This is a genomic window from Brevundimonas balnearis, assembly GCF_042434805.1.
Taxonomy (GTDB): domain Bacteria; phylum Pseudomonadota; class Alphaproteobacteria; order Caulobacterales; family Caulobacteraceae; genus Brevundimonas; species Brevundimonas balnearis.
Window position 1 is genome coordinate 875,667 of the sequence record NZ_JBHLSW010000003.1, and the last position, 16,938, is coordinate 892,604.

Consider the following 16,938-nt stretch of genomic DNA (forward strand, 5'->3'; position numbering starts at 1 on the left):
ATCCCCGACCTTAGCGACTCGGTCCGCCCATTTCCCTCAACCGCGTCTCGCCACGCACACGGAAGCCGCGCCATGACCCCGTCGCACAATCCGATCCCGAACATCCTGACCAGCATTCGGCTCGTCGCCGGGGTGGTGATGTTCCTGATCCTGGCCGGCGCGACCGGCGGGGTGCCGGTGCTGTCCGCCTACCTCAGCCCCGAAGATCAGTTCGGCCTCTATCGCACTGCCTTCTACATTTTCGTGGTGGCGGCCGCGACGGACTGGGTGGACGGCTACCTGGCCCGGCGCTGGCGCGCGGAGAGCCGCTGGGGCGCGATCCTGGACCCGATCGCCGACAAGATCCTGGTCACCGGCGCCATCCTGGGGGTGCTGACCTCGGGCTCGGTGCCCCAGATCGCCATCCCTTGCGGCCTGATCCTGTTCCGGGAGTTCGCGGTGTCGGCGCTGCGCGAGACCATCGCCGGTCAGGTCGCCCTGCCCGTCACCACCCTGGCCAAGTGGAAGACGACGCTTCAGCTCGTGGCCCTCGGCGCCCAGCTGTTCGCCCGCAACTGGGACGGCTTCGGCCTCAGCTTCGATCACCTGCCCGCATTCCAGCTCCTGGCCGACACCCTGATCTGGATGGCGGCGATCGTGACGGTCTGGACCGGCTGGCAGTACTTCAGTCAGGCCCGGCGGGAGATGTCCTGATCCGGGGCCCGACCGAGCCTCAGGCGGCCGCTTCCGCCTTCAGGCGCTTCTCCATGACCACGAATTCCAGGTCGTCCCGCCGCGGGATGCCGAAGCGGCGGTCGTGCATCGGGAACGGCAGGGTCTGCCCCGTCAGGTGATACCCCCGCCGTTCGTACCAGGCGATCAGCTCGACCCGATGCCGGATCACGGTCATCTCCACGCTCTTCGCGCCCAAGGCGGCGGCCAGCGTCTCCGCCTCGGCGACGAGACGCCGTCCCAGACCTTGAGCCTGCAAGGTGGGATCGACGGACAGCATGCCCAGGTAGGCCTTGCCGCCCAGGTCGGCGAGGTTGACGCAGCCGATGATCCGACCGTCGCGCTCGGCCACGAGGATCGTCTGTCCCGCCATGGCGAGGAGCGCCGTCAGACCCTCGACGTCCGTCCTCTGGCCGCCCAGAAGGTCCGCTTCATGGGTCCAGCCCCGACGCGCGGAATCGCCGCGGTAGGCGCCTTCGATCAGCGCGTGGAGGGCCTCGATGTCCTTCGGACCGGCCGCGCGAATTCTTTCGCTCACTCGACTCCAAGTTCCCGGATCAGGTGGTCCATTCCATAGACCTGCCTGAGCACCGTCGTGATGGCTTCGGTCGAGACGAGGACCGACCGGTTCACATTACGGTCGTAGCCGTAAGCATTCCGTTGCGTCAGGACCGTGGAGTCGAAGTTCGCGCCGATGATCTCCCCCGCCGCGTTGATCGCGGGCGAACCGGAGGAGCCGCCGATGGTGTCGGTCGAGGCGGTCATGTCGATGACGGTGTCCGGGTCGATCCGGTCGCGGGCGGCCAGGATCTGAGGGGCCACGTCGAAGGGCGCCTCGCCGGTCGCCCGGTCCCACAGCCCCGCGAAGGTGGTGAACGGCTGGAAGCGCTGCCCCGGTACGTCCGACCCCTCGATCAGCCCGTAGGTCAGGCGCAGCGAGAAGGTGGCGTCCGGATAGACGGTGTCGCCATAGACCTCGAAGCGCGCCTTCGCCAACGCTTCGGACGCGCGGTCGGTCGGCGCCTGCACCCGCTCTTCCCAAGCGGTGCGGATCGCGCGGGTCGGCTCCTGGATGGACAGCAGGTACTGGATCAGAGGATCGTTCGAGGCGCGCACCGCCTCGAGGCCGCCCTCCCAAAGCGCCTGGCGTACGGCGGGATCAGCCAGCGTCGAGCCTTCGACCAGTCGCGCCGAAAGACCCTCAGGGCTTTCACGGCCCAGCAGTGCGCGGGCGTTGGGATTGTCGACCGTCAGCCACTCGCGGGTCTTGGACAGCCACCACTCCAGTCGCTCCTGCTCCAGCGCGGGATAGACCGGGCGGCTGGCCAGCAGGCTGTTGCGGACCGCGTTCAGCCGGCTGTCGGAATACTCCGGCAGGCGCTCGGCCGGGGGCTTCGCCCGCTCCTGGGCGGCCCGCACCAGCGTGCGGGCGTAGGAGAACAGCAGCGAACCGCCTCCGGCGCGTGCCTCCAGCATGGCGTAGGCGGGATAGAGTTCGCGCTGGACCGGCTGGACGGCCGCCAGTTCGGCCCACGGGTCTCCGACCTCCGCCGCCAGCGCCGCGTTCGCCGCCACGCGGGCGCGGAAATCCGCCTCCGCCTCGGCGCGGCGCGCCATAAAGGCCGGGTCGATCAGCGCCGCCATACGGCCGCGGCCGCGCTTGTAGGTGTTCTCCAGCCCGTAGAGCGGATCCATGGCGATGAAGGCGTTCTCCTCGCTCTCGTCGCCGAAGCGGATCAGCCGGCCGCGCAGCTCGGAATCGATCAGCTGATCGAGCGGCAGCACCACGTCGCGCAGGGTGTGGAGCTGGTCCTGGGTCAGCAGCCGCTGGGTCGAGCCGGGATTGCCGCTCAGGAACACCGGCGCGCCGGCCTCGGGCGCTTCGGGATTCCAACGGAAGAAGTTCGGCGTCTGGGCCGGCCGTCCGTTCTCGTAGGCGCGCAGGAACGCGCCGTCGATGGCGAAGCGCGGGAAGGAGAAGTTGTCGAGATCGCCGCCGAAGGTCGAGGCGCGGTCCTCAGGCGCCCAGGCCAGCCGGACGTCGTCGTAGCGACGAAAATCGTAGAGCTTGAACTGGCCGCCCCGATACAGGCTGATCACCTGGCACCGACGCTCAGCGGCGTCGCCGCAGGCCTCTTGTTCGATCCGGGCGGCCTCCGTGTCACGGGCCTGGGTGAAGGCCTGCCCCTCCAGACCCGCGCCCGCGGCCTGCATCCGTTCGGTGACGTCGGTGATGGCGGTCAGCACCTCGGCCACCTGCCCGGGGCACTTGACCTCTTCGTCGCGCGAGCGGGGCAGGAAGCCGGTCTCCGCATAGTTCCGCTCCGGCGTCGACAGGGCCGCGACGCACGAGGCGACGCAATGCTGGTTGGTCAGGATCAGACCTTCATTCGACACGAAGCCCGCCGAACAGCCCGACAGCCGCACGGACGCCAGACGGACCCGGTCCAGCCAGCCCTGGTCGATGTTCGTGCCCAGCGTGGCGTTGGCGCGCGTGATCGGGAAGTTGTCGAACGTCCACATCCCCTCCTCGGCCTTCGCCGGGGAAGCGTCGAGGGTGAGCCACGACACGCCGGCGACGGCCATGGCGATCAGGGAACGGGACATGCGGACCTCCACGTATGTTCTTCGGGCGTGGACGCTAGGCGATGGAGACCTGCAAGGCGAGCCTTGTCATCGCCTCTCGTAAAGCCCCACCGCACTCCCCATACTGTCGGCGGGCGACACTCAGGGGCTGAGCGCATGGCGGAACCGACGGGCGGACTGGAGTTGGGCCATGCGGCGGCGCTGCTGGCGGCCGCGGTCGTGGCGGTACCCCTGTTCCGCAGACTGGGGCTGGGCTCGGTGCTGGGCTATCTGGCGGCCGGCATGGTCATCGGTCCGTTCGGGATCGGCCTGTTCGACGAGCCGGAGACGATCCTCCACGTCGCCGAATTCGGGGTCGTCATCTTCCTCTTCATCATCGGGCTGGAGATGCGGCCAACTCGATTGTGGAGTCTGCGCAAGGACATCTTCGGCCTGGGCGCCGCCCAGGTCGCGGCCTGCGGTCTGCTGCTGACGCTGACGGGCCTGGCGGCGGGCCTCAGCCTGGCGGTCGCCTTCGTCGCCGCCATGGGCTTCGTGCTGTCGTCCACCGCCGTCATCATGCAGATGCTGGACGAGCGGGGCGAGCTGGGCACGCCGCTGGGCCAGCGCGGCGTGTCGATCCTGCTGCTCGAGGACCTGGCCATCGTGCCGCTGCTGGCGGTGGTCGCCATCATCGCCTCCGCGACCGGCGTCGCGACCGAGGGCGCGCCCATGTGGCGGACGTTTCTGCTGGCGCTGGGCGCCATCGTCGCCGTCTTCGTGGCCGGCAAGTACGTCATGAACCCGGTGTTCCGGATTCTGGCGCGGTATGGCGGGCGCGAGGTCATGACGGCCGGAGCCCTGCTGGTCGTCGCGGGGGCGGCCTGGCTGATGTCGGAGGGCGGACTGTCCATGGCCATGGGCGCCTTCCTGGCCGGCGTCCTGTTGTCGGAGAGCACCTTCCGCCACCAGCTCGAGGCCGACGTGGAGCCGTTCCGCGCCATTCTGCTAGGCCTGTTCTTCCTGAGCGTCGGCATGTCTCTGGACCTGGCTGTGGTCGTGGCGGACTGGCGTCTGGTGATCGGCGGCGTGGTCGCCTTCATGGCGGTCAAGGCCGTCGCCATCTACGGTATCGCCAGGCTGTTCAAGGCCTCGGAGCGCGAGTCGGTCGAGCGCGCCGTGCTGTTCGCGCAAGGGGGCGAGTTCGCCTTCGTGCTCTACGGCGCGGCCCTGACGGCGGGGGTGTTCGACGCCCGGATCAGCGCCGCGATGACCGCCATCGTCATCCTGTCGATGGTGCTGACGCCGGTGACCACCCTGCTGATGAGCCGCTTCATGCCGAAGGAGACCCTGTCGGCCGAGGGCGCCGAAGGCGTGGACAAGGCCGAGAACCTGCGCGAACGGGTGCTGATCATCGGCTTCGGCCGTTTCGCCCAGGTGGTGTCGCAGCCGCTGCTGGCGCGCGACGTCGACGTGTCGATCATCGACAACGACGTGGAGATGATCCAGGCCGCCGGGAACTTCGGCTTCAAGGTCTATTTCGGCGACGGCAGCCGGCTGGACGTGCTGCGCGCCTCCGGCGCCGGCTCGGCGGAGACTATCCTCGTCTGCGTCGACAAGCCGGAGGTCGCCGACCGCATCGTCGAACTGGTAAAGTCGGAGTTCCCGCTGACCAAGCTGTTCGTCCGCGCCTACGACCGGGGCCATTCGATGCGACTGATCCAGGCGGGGGTCGAGTATCAGATTCGCGAAACGTTCGAATCCGCTCTGGCCTTCGCCGAGCATGTGCTGGCGGACCTGGGCTTCAGCGGCGAGCAGATCACCGAGACGATCGAGGATGTGCGTCGTCGCGACGAGGAGCGGCTGACGCTCCAGCTCGCGGGGGGCCTGACGGCCGGTCGGAACCTGATGCGCGGCAACATGGTCACGCCGCAGCCGGCCCCCTACGTCAAACCTCGCCGCGAAGGCGTCGCGCTCAACGAAGAGGCGGCCGAGGTTCTGGAGGAAAAAGAAGAGGCGCGGACCTGATCGGACCGCGCCTCCTCCGGGCTCGTTCTGCGAGAGGCTGGGCTTAGCCGGCCTGGGCCTCGGCCAGGGCGACCCGCGCCTGCAGACGCTGGTCCGACGACAGGGCTCCCGAGATCTCGTTGAAGCGCTCGATCGTCAGACCCGAGTTCTGGATGATTTCGGCCATCTGGGTCTGCTGCTCCGTCGTGGGCGCGCCGTTGGCGGCCACGGCGATCTCACGCACCCGGGCGTAGGCCGGCGCGAATTGGGCGAGTTCCGCGTCCGTGACCCCCGCCGCCACGGAGCCCGCGGGGGACTCCGGCGTCGCGGCGATCGCCACACGGGCCTGCAGTTCCGGATCGGCCGCGACCTGCGTCGAGATGGCGTTGAAGCGATCGATGGTCAGGCCGGCGTCGGTGATGGCGGTCGCCATGGCGGCCTGCTGATCGGCGGTGGGCTGACCGCCCTGCACGCCTTCCATGACGGTGCGGACCGACGTCGCGGCGCGGGCGAAGGCGGCCAGATCGGCGTCGGTGACGACCTGGGCCTCGGCGGCGGGCGCCGGGGCCGGCTGCGCGCCCGCGTCCTGGGCATGGGCGCCGGTGGCGAGAAGGGCGACGGCGGAAACGGCGGCGAAGAGGTGGAAGCGCATGGGCTCTCCTTCTGGGTCGCGTTCACATCCGGCGACAGGGCCGGTCGCTCGCAGGCTTGAAGCCCGCGTGTCCCCGATGAGCGAAGATGAACAGAAACAGGGGTCTGGGGAGGGACGCAGTCTACCCCTCCCCTTCCCGCGAAGGCAAATAAGGCCCGCCGGCGACTTATCTGGGGCAGCGGGCGTTGAGGGCAGCAGCCTCGTAGCGCCACTCCGCCGACCGTACCTGACCCTCGATCTGCCCTTCAATTCGACCCACGAGCCTGGCTCCATCCCGGCTGTAGATGACCCGCTGCGGAAAGTCGTGGTCCGGACTCTCGAAAACGATCCGCCCCTCGCTGGCCTCGACCATCGGAAACACCGCCGCCGCCTGCCCCGAAGGCGCCGCGAAGAAGGCCAGGCCGTTTCCGTACGGGCCTATGCGGGCCTGCTCCCAGCTGACGCTCCCGCCCCGGACCGTGACGCTCATTCCAAGCTTCTGGCCCACCCGGTCGTCGGTCCAGATTCCCGCGACCTCCCGCGCCCCCTCGCAGCTCAGCCAGTACCCGTCCATCCAGGACAGGTCGGGGGCCGCCGCCTGGGCGACCACGAGCGCCAGCCAAACCATCGCGACCTCCGGTCGGTTATCAGTTCAGCTTATCGGGCTCGGGAGGCAGGCTCGGCAAGGGGGCGCAAGGCACGCCGTCGGCCTTCAGGGCCTGCACCTCGGCGGGCGTGGCCTCGCCGTAGATCTCGCGCTTCTCCGACCTGCCCTCATGGATGGCCCGGGCCTCCTTCGCGAAGGCGTCGCCGACGTAGTCGAAGTTCTGTTCGACGTGGCTGCGCACCTCCTTCACCGCCTGCATCATCATCTGACGCATGCGGCCGACCGCCTCGGGATCGGGCGCGGTGCGCTTCGTGCCCGCCACGGCGGGAGCCATGATCTGCTTTGACACCTGTCGCGACCCGCACACGGGGCATTCGACCAGACCGCGCGAAGCCTGATCGTCATAGTCGACCGACGAGGAAAACCAGGCCTCAAAGCCATGCTGGAGATCGCAAGCGAGGGCGTATCGGATCATCGGGGCGGCAGGAACTCGCGATCGTGGCTCAGGCTGGGCACCGCCTGACGGGCGCGGCCGACCGCGCTCATATCCAGATCGGCGATGAGGACGCCAGGGGCGTCGTCGTCGCGCCGCGCGATCACCTCGCCCCACGGATCGACCACCATGGAGCGTCCCCAGGTGGCGCGGCCGTCCTCGTGCTCCCCGCCCTGGGCGGGCGCCAGGATGAAGGCGCCGGTCTCGATGGCGCGGGCGCGCAGCAGCGTCTCCCAATGGGCGCGCCCCGTCGGCACGGTGAAGGCGGCCGGAACCGCGATCATCTCCGCGCCGGCCTTGGCCAGACTCCGGAACAGCTGCGGAAACCGCAGGTCGTAGCAGATGGTCAGCCCCAGCCGAGCGAACGGCGTGTCGGCCACGACCGCGCCGTCGCCCGGACGCACCGTGGCGCTCTCGCGATAGGTCTCGCCGTTCGGCAGATCGACGTCGAACACGTGCAGCTTGTCGTAGCGGGCGACCGTCCGGCCGCGATCATCGATCAGCAGGGACCGGTTCGCCGCCCGGTCGTCCTCCGCGCGCCCGGACCGGACCACGACCGAGCCGACCAGCATCCAGACACCGAGCTCGGCCGCCAGCCGCGAAAGGCCCTGCGCCACGATGTCGTCGGCCTCATCGGCCAGATGGAGGTCCCGCGCCTCGCGCCGGCGCTGCATCATGTTCGAGGCCTCTGGCGTCAGGATCAGGCGCGCGCCCTGCTCCGAGGCCTCGCGCACCAGAGGCTCGAGATGCGCGAGCGCGGCCTCCGGCGTCGCCGGGGCGCGGCTCTGGACCAGGCCGACGCGAACCGCCCCCTCGGTCATCGTCAGGCGGCCAAAAGCGGGTCGAGCCCGCCCCGGTTGTCGAGCGCCACCAGGTCGTCGCATCCGCCCACGTGCTTCCCGTCGATGAAGATCTGGGGAAAGGTGTTGCGACCCGAACGCTCGTTCATCTCCGCCCGCTTCGCCGGGTCGTTGGACGCGACGATCTCCTGATAGTCCACGCCCTTGGACTTCAGCAGCATTTCGGCCCGCAGGCAGTAGGGGCAGCCGGGTTTGGTATAGATGACGACTTCGGCCAACGCGTGAATCTCCGTGACTGACGTGTGACGCCCTACATAGGCAAGGTTCGCGCCGTCCGCACCCGCGCCACCACCGCCAGGTCCACCGCGCGGGCGCCGGCCGTCAGCAGGGCGTCGGCGCAGGCCTCGGCCGTCGCGCCCGTGGTCAACACGTCGTCGATCAGAAGGATGCGCCGCCCGCGTACCCGCATCGCCCCGGACGGTGTGACTTCGAAAGCCTTCCTAACGTTCAGCCGCCGGCCGCGCGCGCTCTTCCCGCCCTGGCTGTCGGTCCGCCGCGCCCGGACCAAGGCGTCGGGCAGGTACTCGCGCGCCGACAGCTTCGCCAGCGGCCGGGCGATCTCCGCCGCCTGGTTGGCGCGGCGCGACAGAAGCCGCAGGCGATGCAGCGGCACGGGGACGACGGCATCGGCCTCCTCGATGAGTTCGGCCGCCGCCCGCGCGATCCAGCGGGCGAACAGCGGCGCATAAGCCTGATGGTCCGCGTGTTTCAGCTTCAGGATCGCGTCGCGCGACGCCTCGTCGTAAACGCAGGCCGCCCGCGCCCGGGCGAAGCGATAGGGCCTCGCCAGGCACGCGGCGCACCGGCTCTCCGCGAAGGCCCCGCCGTCGAACTCCAGCCCCGCGCCGCAGCCGTCGCAGACCGGCGACTCTAGAAAGACCACACGCGCGAAAGCGTCCGCCCCCATTCCCGTGGAAGCCGCCGCCTCTCCCGCATGGGTCATGGGCGGCAGGAGCAGGTCCAGCATCGACCGGCCCAGCCCCTTCAGCCTCGGACCGGGTTCCCAAATCGGCCGCACGGCCCCACCTTCGTTCGGCATGCCCACAGCCCCCGTTCCCCCGCCCGTCCTGTTCGACGCCCGTCGCCGCGCCGCGCGCCTGGCCCGCGCCCGGCCGGAGCGCGCCGACTTCCTGCGCCGGCGCGTGGCCGAGGACGCCGTCGAGAGTCTGGAGGCCATCCTGCGCGACTTTCCCGCGGCCGTCGACGCCTCGGCCCTGCCGGGTCCGTTCGCCGAAGCGCTGGCGGGCAGCGACGCCGCCGCTCGCGTCGGGCCCGTCCGCAGGGTGCGCCCATCGGCGGATCCGGGGGCGGAGAGCATGGGGATCGAATCGGCGTCGACGGATCTGATCGTCTCGCTCCTGACGCTGCACTGGGCGAACGACCTGCCCGGGGCGCTGGCGCAGATCCGGCGCGCGCTCAAGCCCGACGGCCTGTTCCTCGCGGCCCTGTTCGGCGCGGGGACGCTGAAGGAGCTGCGCGGCGTGCTGACCGAAGCGGAGCTGGAGGTTCGCGGCGGGGCCCAGGCGCGCGTGTCGCCCTTCGCCGACGGCTACGACGGCGCGGGCCTGCTGCAGCGGGCCGGCTTCGCCCTGCCGGTCTCGGATGTGGATCGGATCACGGTGCGCTACCCGGACATGTTCGCCCTGATCCGCGACCTGCGCGCCATGGGGGAGACGAGCGCCCTTGCCGGGCCCGTGCGTCCGTTGAGCCGGGAGATCGCCGCCCGCGCCGCCCAGCTCTACGCCGAGCGATATGGCCAGGCCGACGGCCGCATCCCGGCGACCTTCGAAATCATCCGCCTGGCCGGCTGGGCGCCGCACGAGAGCCAGCCCCGGCCGCTCCCGCGCGGCTCGGCCAAGGTCCGTCTCGCCGACGCCCTGGGCGTCAGGGAGATCAACGCGGGCCCCGACGGAACCGTCAGCTGAGGGCGTTGGCGATCGCGGACATGGTGCGGCCGATGAGGCCGGACGCGTTGCCGCCCAGCGCCTGCCAGCCGGCCAGGCAGACGACGAACATCAGGGCGGCGATCAAACCGTATTCCAGGGCGGTGGCCCCGGCCTCGTCGCGGCGGAAGCGGATCAGCAGACCGATCATTTCGCCTCCCCTTTCCGCGGGCGCGCCCTAGAGCAGGTCGCAGAGCCAGGCGACCAGCGGTTCGTCGGCCGACGGCATCGGGTAGTCCCGCATGCGGTTCGGCTTCACCCAGGCCAGCGCCGCGTGCTCGCGCCGCTCGACCCGTCCGGACCAGCGCCGGCACAGATAGAGTGGCATCAACAGGTGAAATGAATCGTAAGCATGGCTGGTGAACACGAAGGGGGCGAGGCAGCTTTCGGCCACCTCGATCCCCAACTCCTCGTTCAGTTCTCGGATCAGCGCCGCCTCCGGGCGCTCGCCGGGCTCGACCTTGCCGCCGGGAAACTCCCACAGACCCGCCATCTGCTTGCCCTCGGGCCGTTGGGCGATCAGCACACGCCCGTCGGCGTCCACCAGGGCGACGGCGACGACGAGAACGGTGGGGACAGTGGTCATTGCTGACCCAGATAGCGAAACTGCGAAACTAGAACCTCCTCCTCCGAGACGGCGTAGAAGACGCGCACTCGTCGATCGAAGGTGAACTCATATAGACCGTTCCCGAGCGTTCGTCCCATGCGCGGTAAATCGGCGAACGCTTCGCAGCGCCGCCGAAGGTCTTCGACGAACCGAATAGCCGCCGATGGCGACTCTTCGGCGATCAGGTCGTAGATGGCCTCAGGATCGAACTCGGCGTCCGGGACGTAGACCAGCCTGATCGTCACACTTCGTCTCGTCTGAGACGCGCCGCATGACGAGCTCTGAGGTTCTCGCCGACCTGCTCCGACGTTAGCCGCGGTCTTGGATCGGCCACACGCGCCTCGTGGAGCGACCGCAGCCATTCCAACGCATCGGCGGACGGCGAGTCGCTGTCCAGATCGGCGCTCAGTGCCGGACTCAGAAACGGCGGCGTCTCGTAAGCATAGCGGTTAACGGCATCGGGCTTAGCGCTCATGAGCGGATCCTATCTCAATCAGCTCCGGTAGTCGCCGTTGATCTCGATGTAGCCCTTGGTCAGGTCGCAGGTCCAAACCGTCGCCGACGCCCGACCGGACGCGACGTCCACGGTGATCTCCAGCTCAGCGTTCTTCATATAGGCGCTCATGGTCGCCTCGTTCAGCGACGGCGCCGGCGAGCCGTCCAGCGCGGCGGCGTGGGGCCCGAACCAGATCGACAGCCGGTCCCGGTCCACCGGCTCCTCGGTCTTGCCGACGGCCATGACGATGCGGCCCCAGTTGGCGTCCTCGCCTGCGATGGCGGTCTTGACGAGGGGACTCTCGGCGATCGACTTGGCGAGCTTGCGCGCCGAGGCGGGACTGGCGGCGCCGTTGACGGTGATGCGCACGAACTTCCGCGCCCCCTCCCCGTCCCGGACCAGCTGGTGCGCCAGGTCCAGCATCACCTTGTCCAGCGCCTGGCTGAAGCCCTTCAGCCGCCGGTCGCCCACCCGACCGATGCGCGGGGCCCCGGACGCGCCCGTCGCGAACAGCAGCGCCGTGTCGTTGGTGGAGGTGTCGCCGTCCACCGTCACCGAGTTGAAGGTGGTCCTCACGTGCAGACCCAGCATCGCCCTGAGCACGTTCGGATGGATGTCGGCGTCGGTGACGATGAAGGCCAGCATGGTCGCCATGTCGGGCGCGATCATGCCCGAGCCCTTCGCGATGCCCGCGATCCGGACCTTGTAGCCGTCGATCTCGGTCTCGGCGTAGGCGCCTTTGGGGAAGGTGTCGGTCGTCATGATCGCCCGACCGGCCTTGGCCCAGGCGTCGGCGTTCAGCGACCGCTCCACGTCGTTCAGTCGGGCGATGATCTTGCGATCGTCGAGCGGCACGCCGATCACGCCGGTGGAAGCCAGCATCACGTCGCGCTGACGACAGCCGAAGCGCTTGGCGACTTCGGAGGCCGTGCGCCGCGCCGCGTCCGCGCCCGACTTGCCCGAGAAGGCGTTGGCGCAGCCGGCGTTGACCACCAGGGCGCGAATGTCCGCGCCCCCGTCGGCCGCCGCCAGATGCCGCTTGCACCAGTCGACGGGAGCGGAGCCCACCTTGTGGCGGGTGAAGACCCCCGCGCAGGTCGTGCCGCGCGCGAAGCGGAAGACGACCAGGTCGTCGCGTTCATGCTTGTAGAAGCCGGCCCGGGCCGTCGCGATCTCGCAACCCGCGATCGGGGGGATCGCCGGGAAAGGCACCGCCAGGGGCGCGATGGCCAGGCCGGGCTTGCCCGCGCCGGTCGGCTCGGCCGCTGGGGTCGCCCTGCCGCCCAGCTTGAGCGCCGTGGTCAGCGGGTCGAGGGCCTTCTCGAAGGGGTTGGGTCCGCGCGCCATCAGCTCGCCTTCTCGGTAGCGCCCGCGGGAGCCGGGGCGGAGGCCGGTTCTTCGCCGGGCGACGCGGGATCGCTGAGCAGCACCTCGACCTCGGCGTTTCCGCGCAGGTCCTCCAGCAACTGACGCACCTGTTCATAGGTCAGATAGCGCACGATCTGCGGCCGGGCCTGGTCCAGCGTCGGCGGCGTTTCACGGCGGCGGTCCTCGACCCGCAGCACCGCCCAGCCGCCGTCCGTCTGGAACGGCCCGACGGTCGATCCGGCCGGCCGGTCGCGGAGCGCATTGGCGTAGGCCTCCGGCATGACGTCCAGGGTAGAATACCCCAGGTCCCCGCCGGAGAACCGCGTCGCCTCGTCCACGGAGCGTTCCATCGCCACCGCCTCGAACGAGGCGCCGGTGTTCAACAGACCCAAGACTGCGTCGGCCTCCTCGCGCGTCCGTGACAGGATCAGACGGGTGCGGATCTCCTCCGACGTCCGCGCGAGGCGGAGCTGCTCCTCATAGAGCGCCTGCACGGCCTGGTCCGAGATGGCGCGATCGACCACGCTGTCGACCAGCATGTCGCCCAGTATCCGCTCGCGGGTCGCCTCCAGGCGGCGCTGGGCCAGAGCCGAGTTATCCAGGCCGCGACGCTCGGCTTCGCGGGCCAGCAGCTTCTGATCCACCACCTCGTCGAGCACCCGCCGGAACAGGGGGGAGGTCGTGTCCAGCGGCTCGCCCTCGCCGATGAGTCCCTGAGCGACGGCCTCGCGCTTGACGTCGGAGGCCCAGATCACACGCCCTTCCACCCGCGCCACAGCCCTGTCGCCCGGCTCCGGCGGGCGCTCGTCGGCCCCCCCGCGCGAACAGGCCGCGACGGTCAGCACCAGCAGTGCCAGCAACATGTGTCGGATGGGGCGCATGGATCGCTCCTCGCGAGCCGGAACGAAGCCGGCGGCGGACCGCCGATACCCCTTGCGTTGACAGGGGTAAGGCCGGTGCTTAAGTCCCGCCTGCGCCCAAGTCGAGGGGTTTTCGATCGTCCGCGCGGCGGCCCGGAACGATGTTCCGACAGGGTCGACGCCGCCCGTTCCAGCCCCTCTCGCGGCGTTGATCGCCGCCTCACGAGAGCCCTGTCGCTCCACGCTTACCGGAACCCGCATGCTCGGCATCGCCAAGAAGTTCTTCGGCTCCTCGAACGACCGCAAGGTCAAGTCGTTCATGGGCCGCGTCCAGCGCATCAACGCATTGGAGCCCAAGTACGCCGCCCTGTCGGACGGCGAGTTGCGGATGATGACCGACGCCTTCCGCGACCGGCTGGCGGCGGGCGAGTCGCTGGACAAGATCCTCGACGACGCCTTCGCCGTGGCGCGCGAGGCCTCCAAGCGGGTGCTGGGCCAGCGTCAGTACGACGTGCAGCTGACCGGCGGCATGATCCTGAACGAGGGCGGCATCGCCGAAATGCGCACCGGCGAGGGCAAGACCCTGGTGGCGGTCGCCCCGGTGTATCTGAACGCCCTGTCCGGCAAGGGCGTGCACGTCATCACCGTCAACGACTATCTGGCCCGGCGCGACGCCGAGTGGATGGGTCGGATCTATCGCTTCCTCGGGCTCGAGGTCGGGGTGATCGTCAACGGCCTGAGCCAGGGCCAGCGTCAGGCCGCCTATGCGGCGGACATCACCTACGGCACCAACAACGAATTCGGCTTCGACTATCTGCGTGACAATCTGGTCTACGACCGGCGCGAGATGGTCCAGCGCGGCCACCACTTCGCCATCGTCGACGAGGTCGACTCGATTCTGATCGACGAGGCCCGCACGCCGCTGATCATCTCCGGCCCGACCGAGGACCGCTCTGAACTCTATGTCATCGTCGACGGCCTGGTGAAGCAGCTGATCCAGGACAAGGCGACCTATGACCTGGACGAGAAGCAGCGTCAGGCGCTGCTGACGGAGGAAGGCTCCGAGCGCATCGAGGAGATGCTGGCCGAGGCCAAGCTCATGGCCGAGGACTCCGCCGGCCTCTATGACCCGGTGAACATCAGTCTGGTCCACCACGTGAACCAGGCGTTGCGGGCCAACACCCTCTACCAGCGCGACAAGGACTATATCATCCGCGCCGGCGAGATCATGCTGATCGACGAGTTCACCGGCCGCATGATGCAGGGCCGCCGCCTGTCGGAAGGCCTTCACCAGGCGATCGAGGCCAAGGAAGGCGTCAAGATCCAGCCCGAGAACCAGACCCTGGCCTCGGTCACGATCCAGAATTACTTCCGCCTCTACGAGAAGCTGTCGGGCATGACCGGTACGGCCGCGACCGAGGCCCAGGAGTTCCTCGACATCTACAAAATGGAGGTGCTCGAGGTCCCCACGAACCGGCCGGTCCAGCGAATCGACGACGACGACGAGGTCTATCGCACCGCCCGCGAGAAGAACCTGGCCATCTGCCGCCACATCGCCGAATGCCACCTGCGCGGGCAGCCGATCCTGGTCGGCACCGTCTCGATCGAGAAGTCCGAGCAGCTGTCGGAGATGCTGAAGACCTACGAGTACAAGGTCGAGGTGTCCCGGACCCTGAAGAAGGAGTTCGAAGGCAAGGAGAAGGAGGCCAAGAAGGCCGGCGATCAGGCCTACGACATCGTCTGGGAAACCAGGCTGCGCGGCATACCGCACAACGTCCTGAACGCGCGCCAGCACGAGCAGGAAGCCTATATCGTGGCGGAGGCGGGCCTTCCCGGCGCGGTCACCATCGCGACCAACATGGCCGGCCGCGGCACCGACATCCAGCTGGGCGGCAACCTGGAAATGCGCATGCAGCGCTGGCGCCAGGACCAGCGCAACCAGGGCCTCGAGATCACACCGGAAGCGGCGGCCGCCAAGGAGGCCGAGTTCAAGGCCGACATCGAGGCGAAGAAGGCCGAGGCGCTCGCCGCCGGCGGCCTGTTCGTGCTCGGCACCGAGCGCCACGAGAGCCGGCGCATCGACAACCAGTTGCGCGGCCGCACCGGACGTCAGGGCGATCCGGGCCGCTCCAAGTTCTACCTGTCGACCGAAGACGACCTGATGCGGATCTTCGCCGGGGACCGGCTGGACGCCATCATGCGCACCTTCGGCGTGGCCGAGGGCGAGGCCATCAGCCACTCGATGCTGAACAAGGCGGTGGAGACCTCGCAGAAGCGCGTCGAGCAGCGCAACTACGAGATCCGCAAGAACCTGCTGAAGTACGACGACGTCGTGAACGACCAGCGCAAGGCCATCTTCGAACAGCGCCAGGAGTTCATGGACTCCGACGACCTGTCGGAGCTGGTCGCCGACTTCCGCCGTGACGTGGTGTCGGACCTGGTCGAGCGCCACATGCCGCCGAACGCCTATGCGGAACAGTGGGACATCGACGGGCTGAAGGAGAAGGTCCAGTCGACGCTGGGCCTGGATCTGCCGCTGCACGACTGGGCCGCGGAAGAAGGCGTGTCCAACGAGGAGATCGAGGATCGGCTGAACGCCGCCGCCGACGCGCGCGCCGCCGAGCGGCTGGAGTTGATCGGGACAGAGCAGACCCGCGGTCTCGAGAAGCAGTTCATGCTGCAGATGATCGACATGCAGTGGCGCGAACACCTGGTGCATCTGGATCACCTGCGCGGGGTCATCGGCCTGCGCGGCTACGGCCAGAGGGATCCGCTGAACGAGTACAAGACCGAGGCCTTCAGCCTTTTCGAAGGTCTGCTGCACGACCTGCGGCACAATGTGACGCGCTGGCTGATGACGGTCGAGTTCCGCTTCCAACCGCCGCCCGAGATGCCCGAGTTCCAGGAGATTCACCTGAATCCCGGCACGGGCGAGAACGAGATGGCCAACCCGGCCGCCCAGTCGCCCGAACAGCAGCTGCAGGGCGACGATCGTGCTCGGCTGCCCGTCAGCGCCCTGCCTCCCGGCTGGGAGCGCACCAGCCGCAACGCCGACTGCCCCTGCGGGTCCGGCCGGAAGTTCAAGCACTGCCACGGCGCGCTGGTCTGACCTGCCGCGCCGAGCATCGGGCGTCTTCGTCATGCAGGACCCAGCCTTGCCCACGCGCCTGTTCGCGGGCTTCGGCCGGGCTCCGAGGAGCTGGCCGAAGCCATCGAGACGACGCGGGCGCTTCTGACGCCCCGGCCGCCCCGCCCCTCCTCGGCGTCGCGTGCGGCGTCCGGACTCACGCACCGGAGCTTCGGCTGGGGCTGAAGGAAGAAGGTGACGTACAGCAGGGGCCGGCGCCCCTTCCCCCGCCCGCGCCACGAGCGTCAAGCCCGGATCGGTCAGGGGGCGCCACGAAGGCCAACTGGAGCCGTCCCCGCGTCCGTGCCGGAAACCGTCACCCTGATGCAGTCGGCGGGCGCGCGGCGCCCTGGTGAACAGCGCCGGACACCTGGACCCTGAACCTTTGCGAAGATGATGCTGGCGAAATGAGCGGCGATGATGCGGGTCCACGTGAGCGGGCCGGCGGTCGCATCCAAGAGCGGCGAAAGTTGAACTAGGTCGTGGCGTTCGTACCGGCGTACGGAGGGGGCAGGTTCGAGCCGCTCGGCCGCGAACATCCCGTCAGTCTACTGCGCAGGGATCTCAGCATCAGGAACGCTGACCTGCCCCCCGCCGGTCCCTCGATCATTATGAGAGCCCAGGGGGTTGGTAGCTGATCTCCAGCGCCGGCGGTAGCGGCCG

The 16,938-nt window shown here is 69.1% G+C and carries 18 protein-coding genes; 4 read left to right on the forward strand and 14 right to left on the reverse strand.

From position 1 onward, the window contains the following. Nucleotides 1–72 precede the first annotated feature (72 nt). Entirely contained in the window at nt 73–693 is a 621-nt protein-coding gene (gene pgsA, locus ACFFGE_RS05565) for a CDP-diacylglycerol--glycerol-3-phosphate 3-phosphatidyltransferase (RefSeq protein WP_376835117.1), read from the forward strand. Between the two features lie 19 nt (nt 694–712). On the opposite strand, the gene ACFFGE_RS05570 is transcribed toward pgsA, so the two are convergent. Both ACFFGE_RS05570 and ACFFGE_RS05575 read right to left on the reverse strand, forming a co-directional pair. Further along, nucleotides 713–1,249 (reverse strand): GNAT family N-acetyltransferase, encoded by a 537-nt coding sequence (locus ACFFGE_RS05570; protein WP_376835119.1) that lies wholly within the window; start codon nt 1,247–1,249, stop codon nt 713–715. Continuing rightward, the gene (locus ACFFGE_RS05575; protein ID WP_376835121.1) at nt 1,246–3,318 is read right to left on the reverse strand and encodes a S46 family peptidase; all 2,073 of its coding nucleotides are present in this window, start codon (nt 3,316–3,318) and stop codon (nt 1,246–1,248) included. Before ACFFGE_RS05575 ends, ACFFGE_RS05570 begins: the two co-directional genes overlap by 4 nt. 135 nt (nt 3,319–3,453) lie before the next feature. Here ACFFGE_RS05575 and ACFFGE_RS05580 point away from each other — a divergent pair, with 135 nt between their 5' ends. Then, nucleotides 3,454–5,304 (forward strand): monovalent cation:proton antiporter-2 (CPA2) family protein, encoded by a 1,851-nt coding sequence (locus ACFFGE_RS05580; RefSeq protein ID WP_376835123.1) that lies wholly within the window; start codon nt 3,454–3,456, stop codon nt 5,302–5,304. Between the two features lie 43 nt (nt 5,305–5,347). Here the strand turns inward: ACFFGE_RS05580 and ACFFGE_RS05585 are convergent, their stop codons facing one another. The 6 genes from ACFFGE_RS05585 to ACFFGE_RS05610 form a co-directional block, all read right to left on the reverse strand. Continuing rightward, entirely contained in the window at nt 5,348–5,935 is a 588-nt protein-coding gene (locus ACFFGE_RS05585) for a DUF4168 domain-containing protein (RefSeq protein WP_376835125.1), read from the reverse strand. A 166-nt stretch (nt 5,936–6,101) separates the two neighbouring features. Beyond that, nucleotides 6,102–6,542 (reverse strand): DUF6265 family protein, encoded by a 441-nt coding sequence (locus ACFFGE_RS05590; protein ID WP_376835127.1) that lies wholly within the window; start codon nt 6,540–6,542, stop codon nt 6,102–6,104. 19 nt (nt 6,543–6,561) lie between these two features. Further along, a complete protein-coding gene (locus tag ACFFGE_RS05595) occupies nt 6,562–6,996 on the reverse strand; it encodes a DUF1178 family protein (protein WP_376835129.1) in 435 nt (144 codons plus the stop codon). Beyond that, a complete protein-coding gene (locus tag ACFFGE_RS05600) occupies nt 6,993–7,835 on the reverse strand; it encodes a carbon-nitrogen hydrolase family protein (protein ID WP_376835131.1) in 843 nt (280 codons plus the stop codon). Before ACFFGE_RS05600 ends, ACFFGE_RS05595 begins: the two co-directional genes overlap by 4 nt. A gap of 2 nt (nt 7,836–7,837) precedes the next feature. Then, nucleotides 7,838–8,092, reverse strand: coding sequence for a glutaredoxin 3 (grxC, locus tag ACFFGE_RS05605; protein WP_376835133.1), 255 nt, complete (start codon nt 8,090–8,092; stop codon nt 7,838–7,840). A 32-nt stretch (nt 8,093–8,124) separates the two neighbouring features. Next, the gene (locus tag ACFFGE_RS05610) at nt 8,125–8,913 is read right to left on the reverse strand and encodes a ComF family protein (RefSeq protein WP_376835135.1); all 789 of its coding nucleotides are present in this window, start codon (nt 8,911–8,913) and stop codon (nt 8,125–8,127) included. Between ACFFGE_RS05610 and ACFFGE_RS05615 the strand changes: the two genes are divergently transcribed. Continuing rightward, entirely contained in the window at nt 8,912–9,799 is an 888-nt protein-coding gene (locus ACFFGE_RS05615; protein ID WP_376835137.1) for a methyltransferase domain-containing protein, read from the forward strand. The two genes, ACFFGE_RS05610 and ACFFGE_RS05615, sit on opposite strands and share 2 nt — an antisense overlap. Here the strand turns inward: ACFFGE_RS05615 and ACFFGE_RS05620 are convergent. From ACFFGE_RS05620 to ACFFGE_RS05645, 6 genes are read right to left on the reverse strand one after another with little or no spacing between them, the layout of a single operon-like run. Next, nucleotides 9,792–9,968, reverse strand: coding sequence for a Flp family type IVb pilin (locus ACFFGE_RS05620; RefSeq protein ID WP_376835139.1), 177 nt, complete (start codon nt 9,966–9,968; stop codon nt 9,792–9,794). The genes ACFFGE_RS05615 and ACFFGE_RS05620 overlap by 8 nt on opposite strands. Nucleotides 9,969–9,995: 27 nt before the next feature. Continuing rightward, on the reverse strand, nt 9,996–10,403 hold the full coding sequence (locus ACFFGE_RS05625; RefSeq protein WP_376835141.1) for a (deoxy)nucleoside triphosphate pyrophosphohydrolase: 408 nt from the start codon (nt 10,401–10,403) through the stop codon (nt 9,996–9,998). Continuing rightward, nucleotides 10,400–10,669: a type II toxin-antitoxin system RelE/ParE family toxin gene (locus ACFFGE_RS05630; protein WP_376835143.1), complete on the reverse strand. Its 270-nt coding sequence runs from the start codon at nt 10,667–10,669 to the stop codon at nt 10,400–10,402. The genes ACFFGE_RS05625 and ACFFGE_RS05630 overlap by 4 nt, the downstream gene beginning before the upstream one ends. Then, complete coding sequence (locus tag ACFFGE_RS05635; RefSeq protein ID WP_376835145.1) at nt 10,666–10,899, reverse strand: hypothetical protein; 234 nt, start codon at nt 10,897–10,899, stop codon at nt 10,666–10,668. Before ACFFGE_RS05635 ends, ACFFGE_RS05630 begins: the two co-directional genes overlap by 4 nt. 18 nt (nt 10,900–10,917) lie before the next feature. Next, a complete protein-coding gene (gene argJ / locus ACFFGE_RS05640; protein WP_376835147.1) occupies nt 10,918–12,267 on the reverse strand; it encodes a bifunctional glutamate N-acetyltransferase/amino-acid acetyltransferase ArgJ in 1,350 nt (449 codons plus the stop codon). Then, nucleotides 12,267–13,169 (reverse strand): peptidylprolyl isomerase, encoded by a 903-nt coding sequence (locus ACFFGE_RS05645; protein ID WP_376835149.1) that lies wholly within the window; start codon nt 13,167–13,169, stop codon nt 12,267–12,269. The genes argJ and ACFFGE_RS05645 overlap by 1 nt, the downstream gene beginning before the upstream one ends. Nucleotides 13,170–13,407: 238 nt before the next feature. Here ACFFGE_RS05645 and secA point away from each other — a divergent pair, with 238 nt between their 5' ends. Further along, entirely contained in the window at nt 13,408–16,257 is a 2,850-nt protein-coding gene (gene secA / locus ACFFGE_RS05650) for a preprotein translocase subunit SecA (protein WP_376835152.1), read from the forward strand. Nucleotides 16,258–16,938 lie beyond the last annotated feature (681 nt).

Excerpts from the sequence above, each read along its gene's own strand:
- ACFFGE_RS05635 (WP_376835145.1), bottom strand. The coding sequence starts at position 10,899 with ATGAGCGCTAAGCCCGATGCCGTTAACCGCTATGCTTACGAGACGCCG.
- ACFFGE_RS05645 (WP_376835149.1), bottom strand. The coding sequence starts at position 13,169 with ATGCGCCCCATCCGACACATGTTGCTGGCACTGCTGGTGCTGACCGTC.
- secA (WP_376835152.1), top strand. The coding sequence starts at position 13,408 with ATGCTCGGCATCGCCAAGAAGTTCTTCGGCTCCTCGAACGACCGCAAG.
- ACFFGE_RS05610 (WP_376835135.1), bottom strand. The coding sequence starts at position 8,913 with ATGCCGAACGAAGGTGGGGCCGTGCGGCCGATTTGGGAACCCGGTCCG.
- ACFFGE_RS05590 (WP_376835127.1), bottom strand. The coding sequence starts at position 6,542 with ATGGTTTGGCTGGCGCTCGTGGTCGCCCAGGCGGCGGCCCCCGACCTG.
- ACFFGE_RS05620 (WP_376835139.1), bottom strand. The coding sequence starts at position 9,968 with ATGATCGGTCTGCTGATCCGCTTCCGCCGCGACGAGGCCGGGGCCACC.
- ACFFGE_RS05600 (WP_376835131.1), bottom strand. The coding sequence starts at position 7,835 with ATGACCGAGGGGGCGGTTCGCGTCGGCCTGGTCCAGAGCCGCGCCCCG.
- ACFFGE_RS05585 (WP_376835125.1), bottom strand. The coding sequence starts at position 5,935 with ATGCGCTTCCACCTCTTCGCCGCCGTTTCCGCCGTCGCCCTTCTCGCC.
- ACFFGE_RS05615 (WP_376835137.1), top strand. The coding sequence starts at position 8,912 with ATGCCCACAGCCCCCGTTCCCCCGCCCGTCCTGTTCGACGCCCGTCGC.
- ACFFGE_RS05625 (WP_376835141.1), bottom strand. The coding sequence starts at position 10,403 with ATGACCACTGTCCCCACCGTTCTCGTCGTCGCCGTCGCCCTGGTGGAC.
- ACFFGE_RS05595 (WP_376835129.1), bottom strand. The coding sequence starts at position 6,996 with ATGATCCGATACGCCCTCGCTTGCGATCTCCAGCATGGCTTTGAGGCC.
- argJ (WP_376835147.1), bottom strand. The coding sequence starts at position 12,267 with ATGGCGCGCGGACCCAACCCCTTCGAGAAGGCCCTCGACCCGCTGACC.
- ACFFGE_RS05580 (WP_376835123.1), top strand. The coding sequence starts at position 3,454 with ATGGCGGAACCGACGGGCGGACTGGAGTTGGGCCATGCGGCGGCGCTG.
- pgsA (WP_376835117.1), top strand. The coding sequence starts at position 73 with ATGACCCCGTCGCACAATCCGATCCCGAACATCCTGACCAGCATTCGG.
- ACFFGE_RS05575 (WP_376835121.1), bottom strand. The coding sequence starts at position 3,318 with ATGTCCCGTTCCCTGATCGCCATGGCCGTCGCCGGCGTGTCGTGGCTC.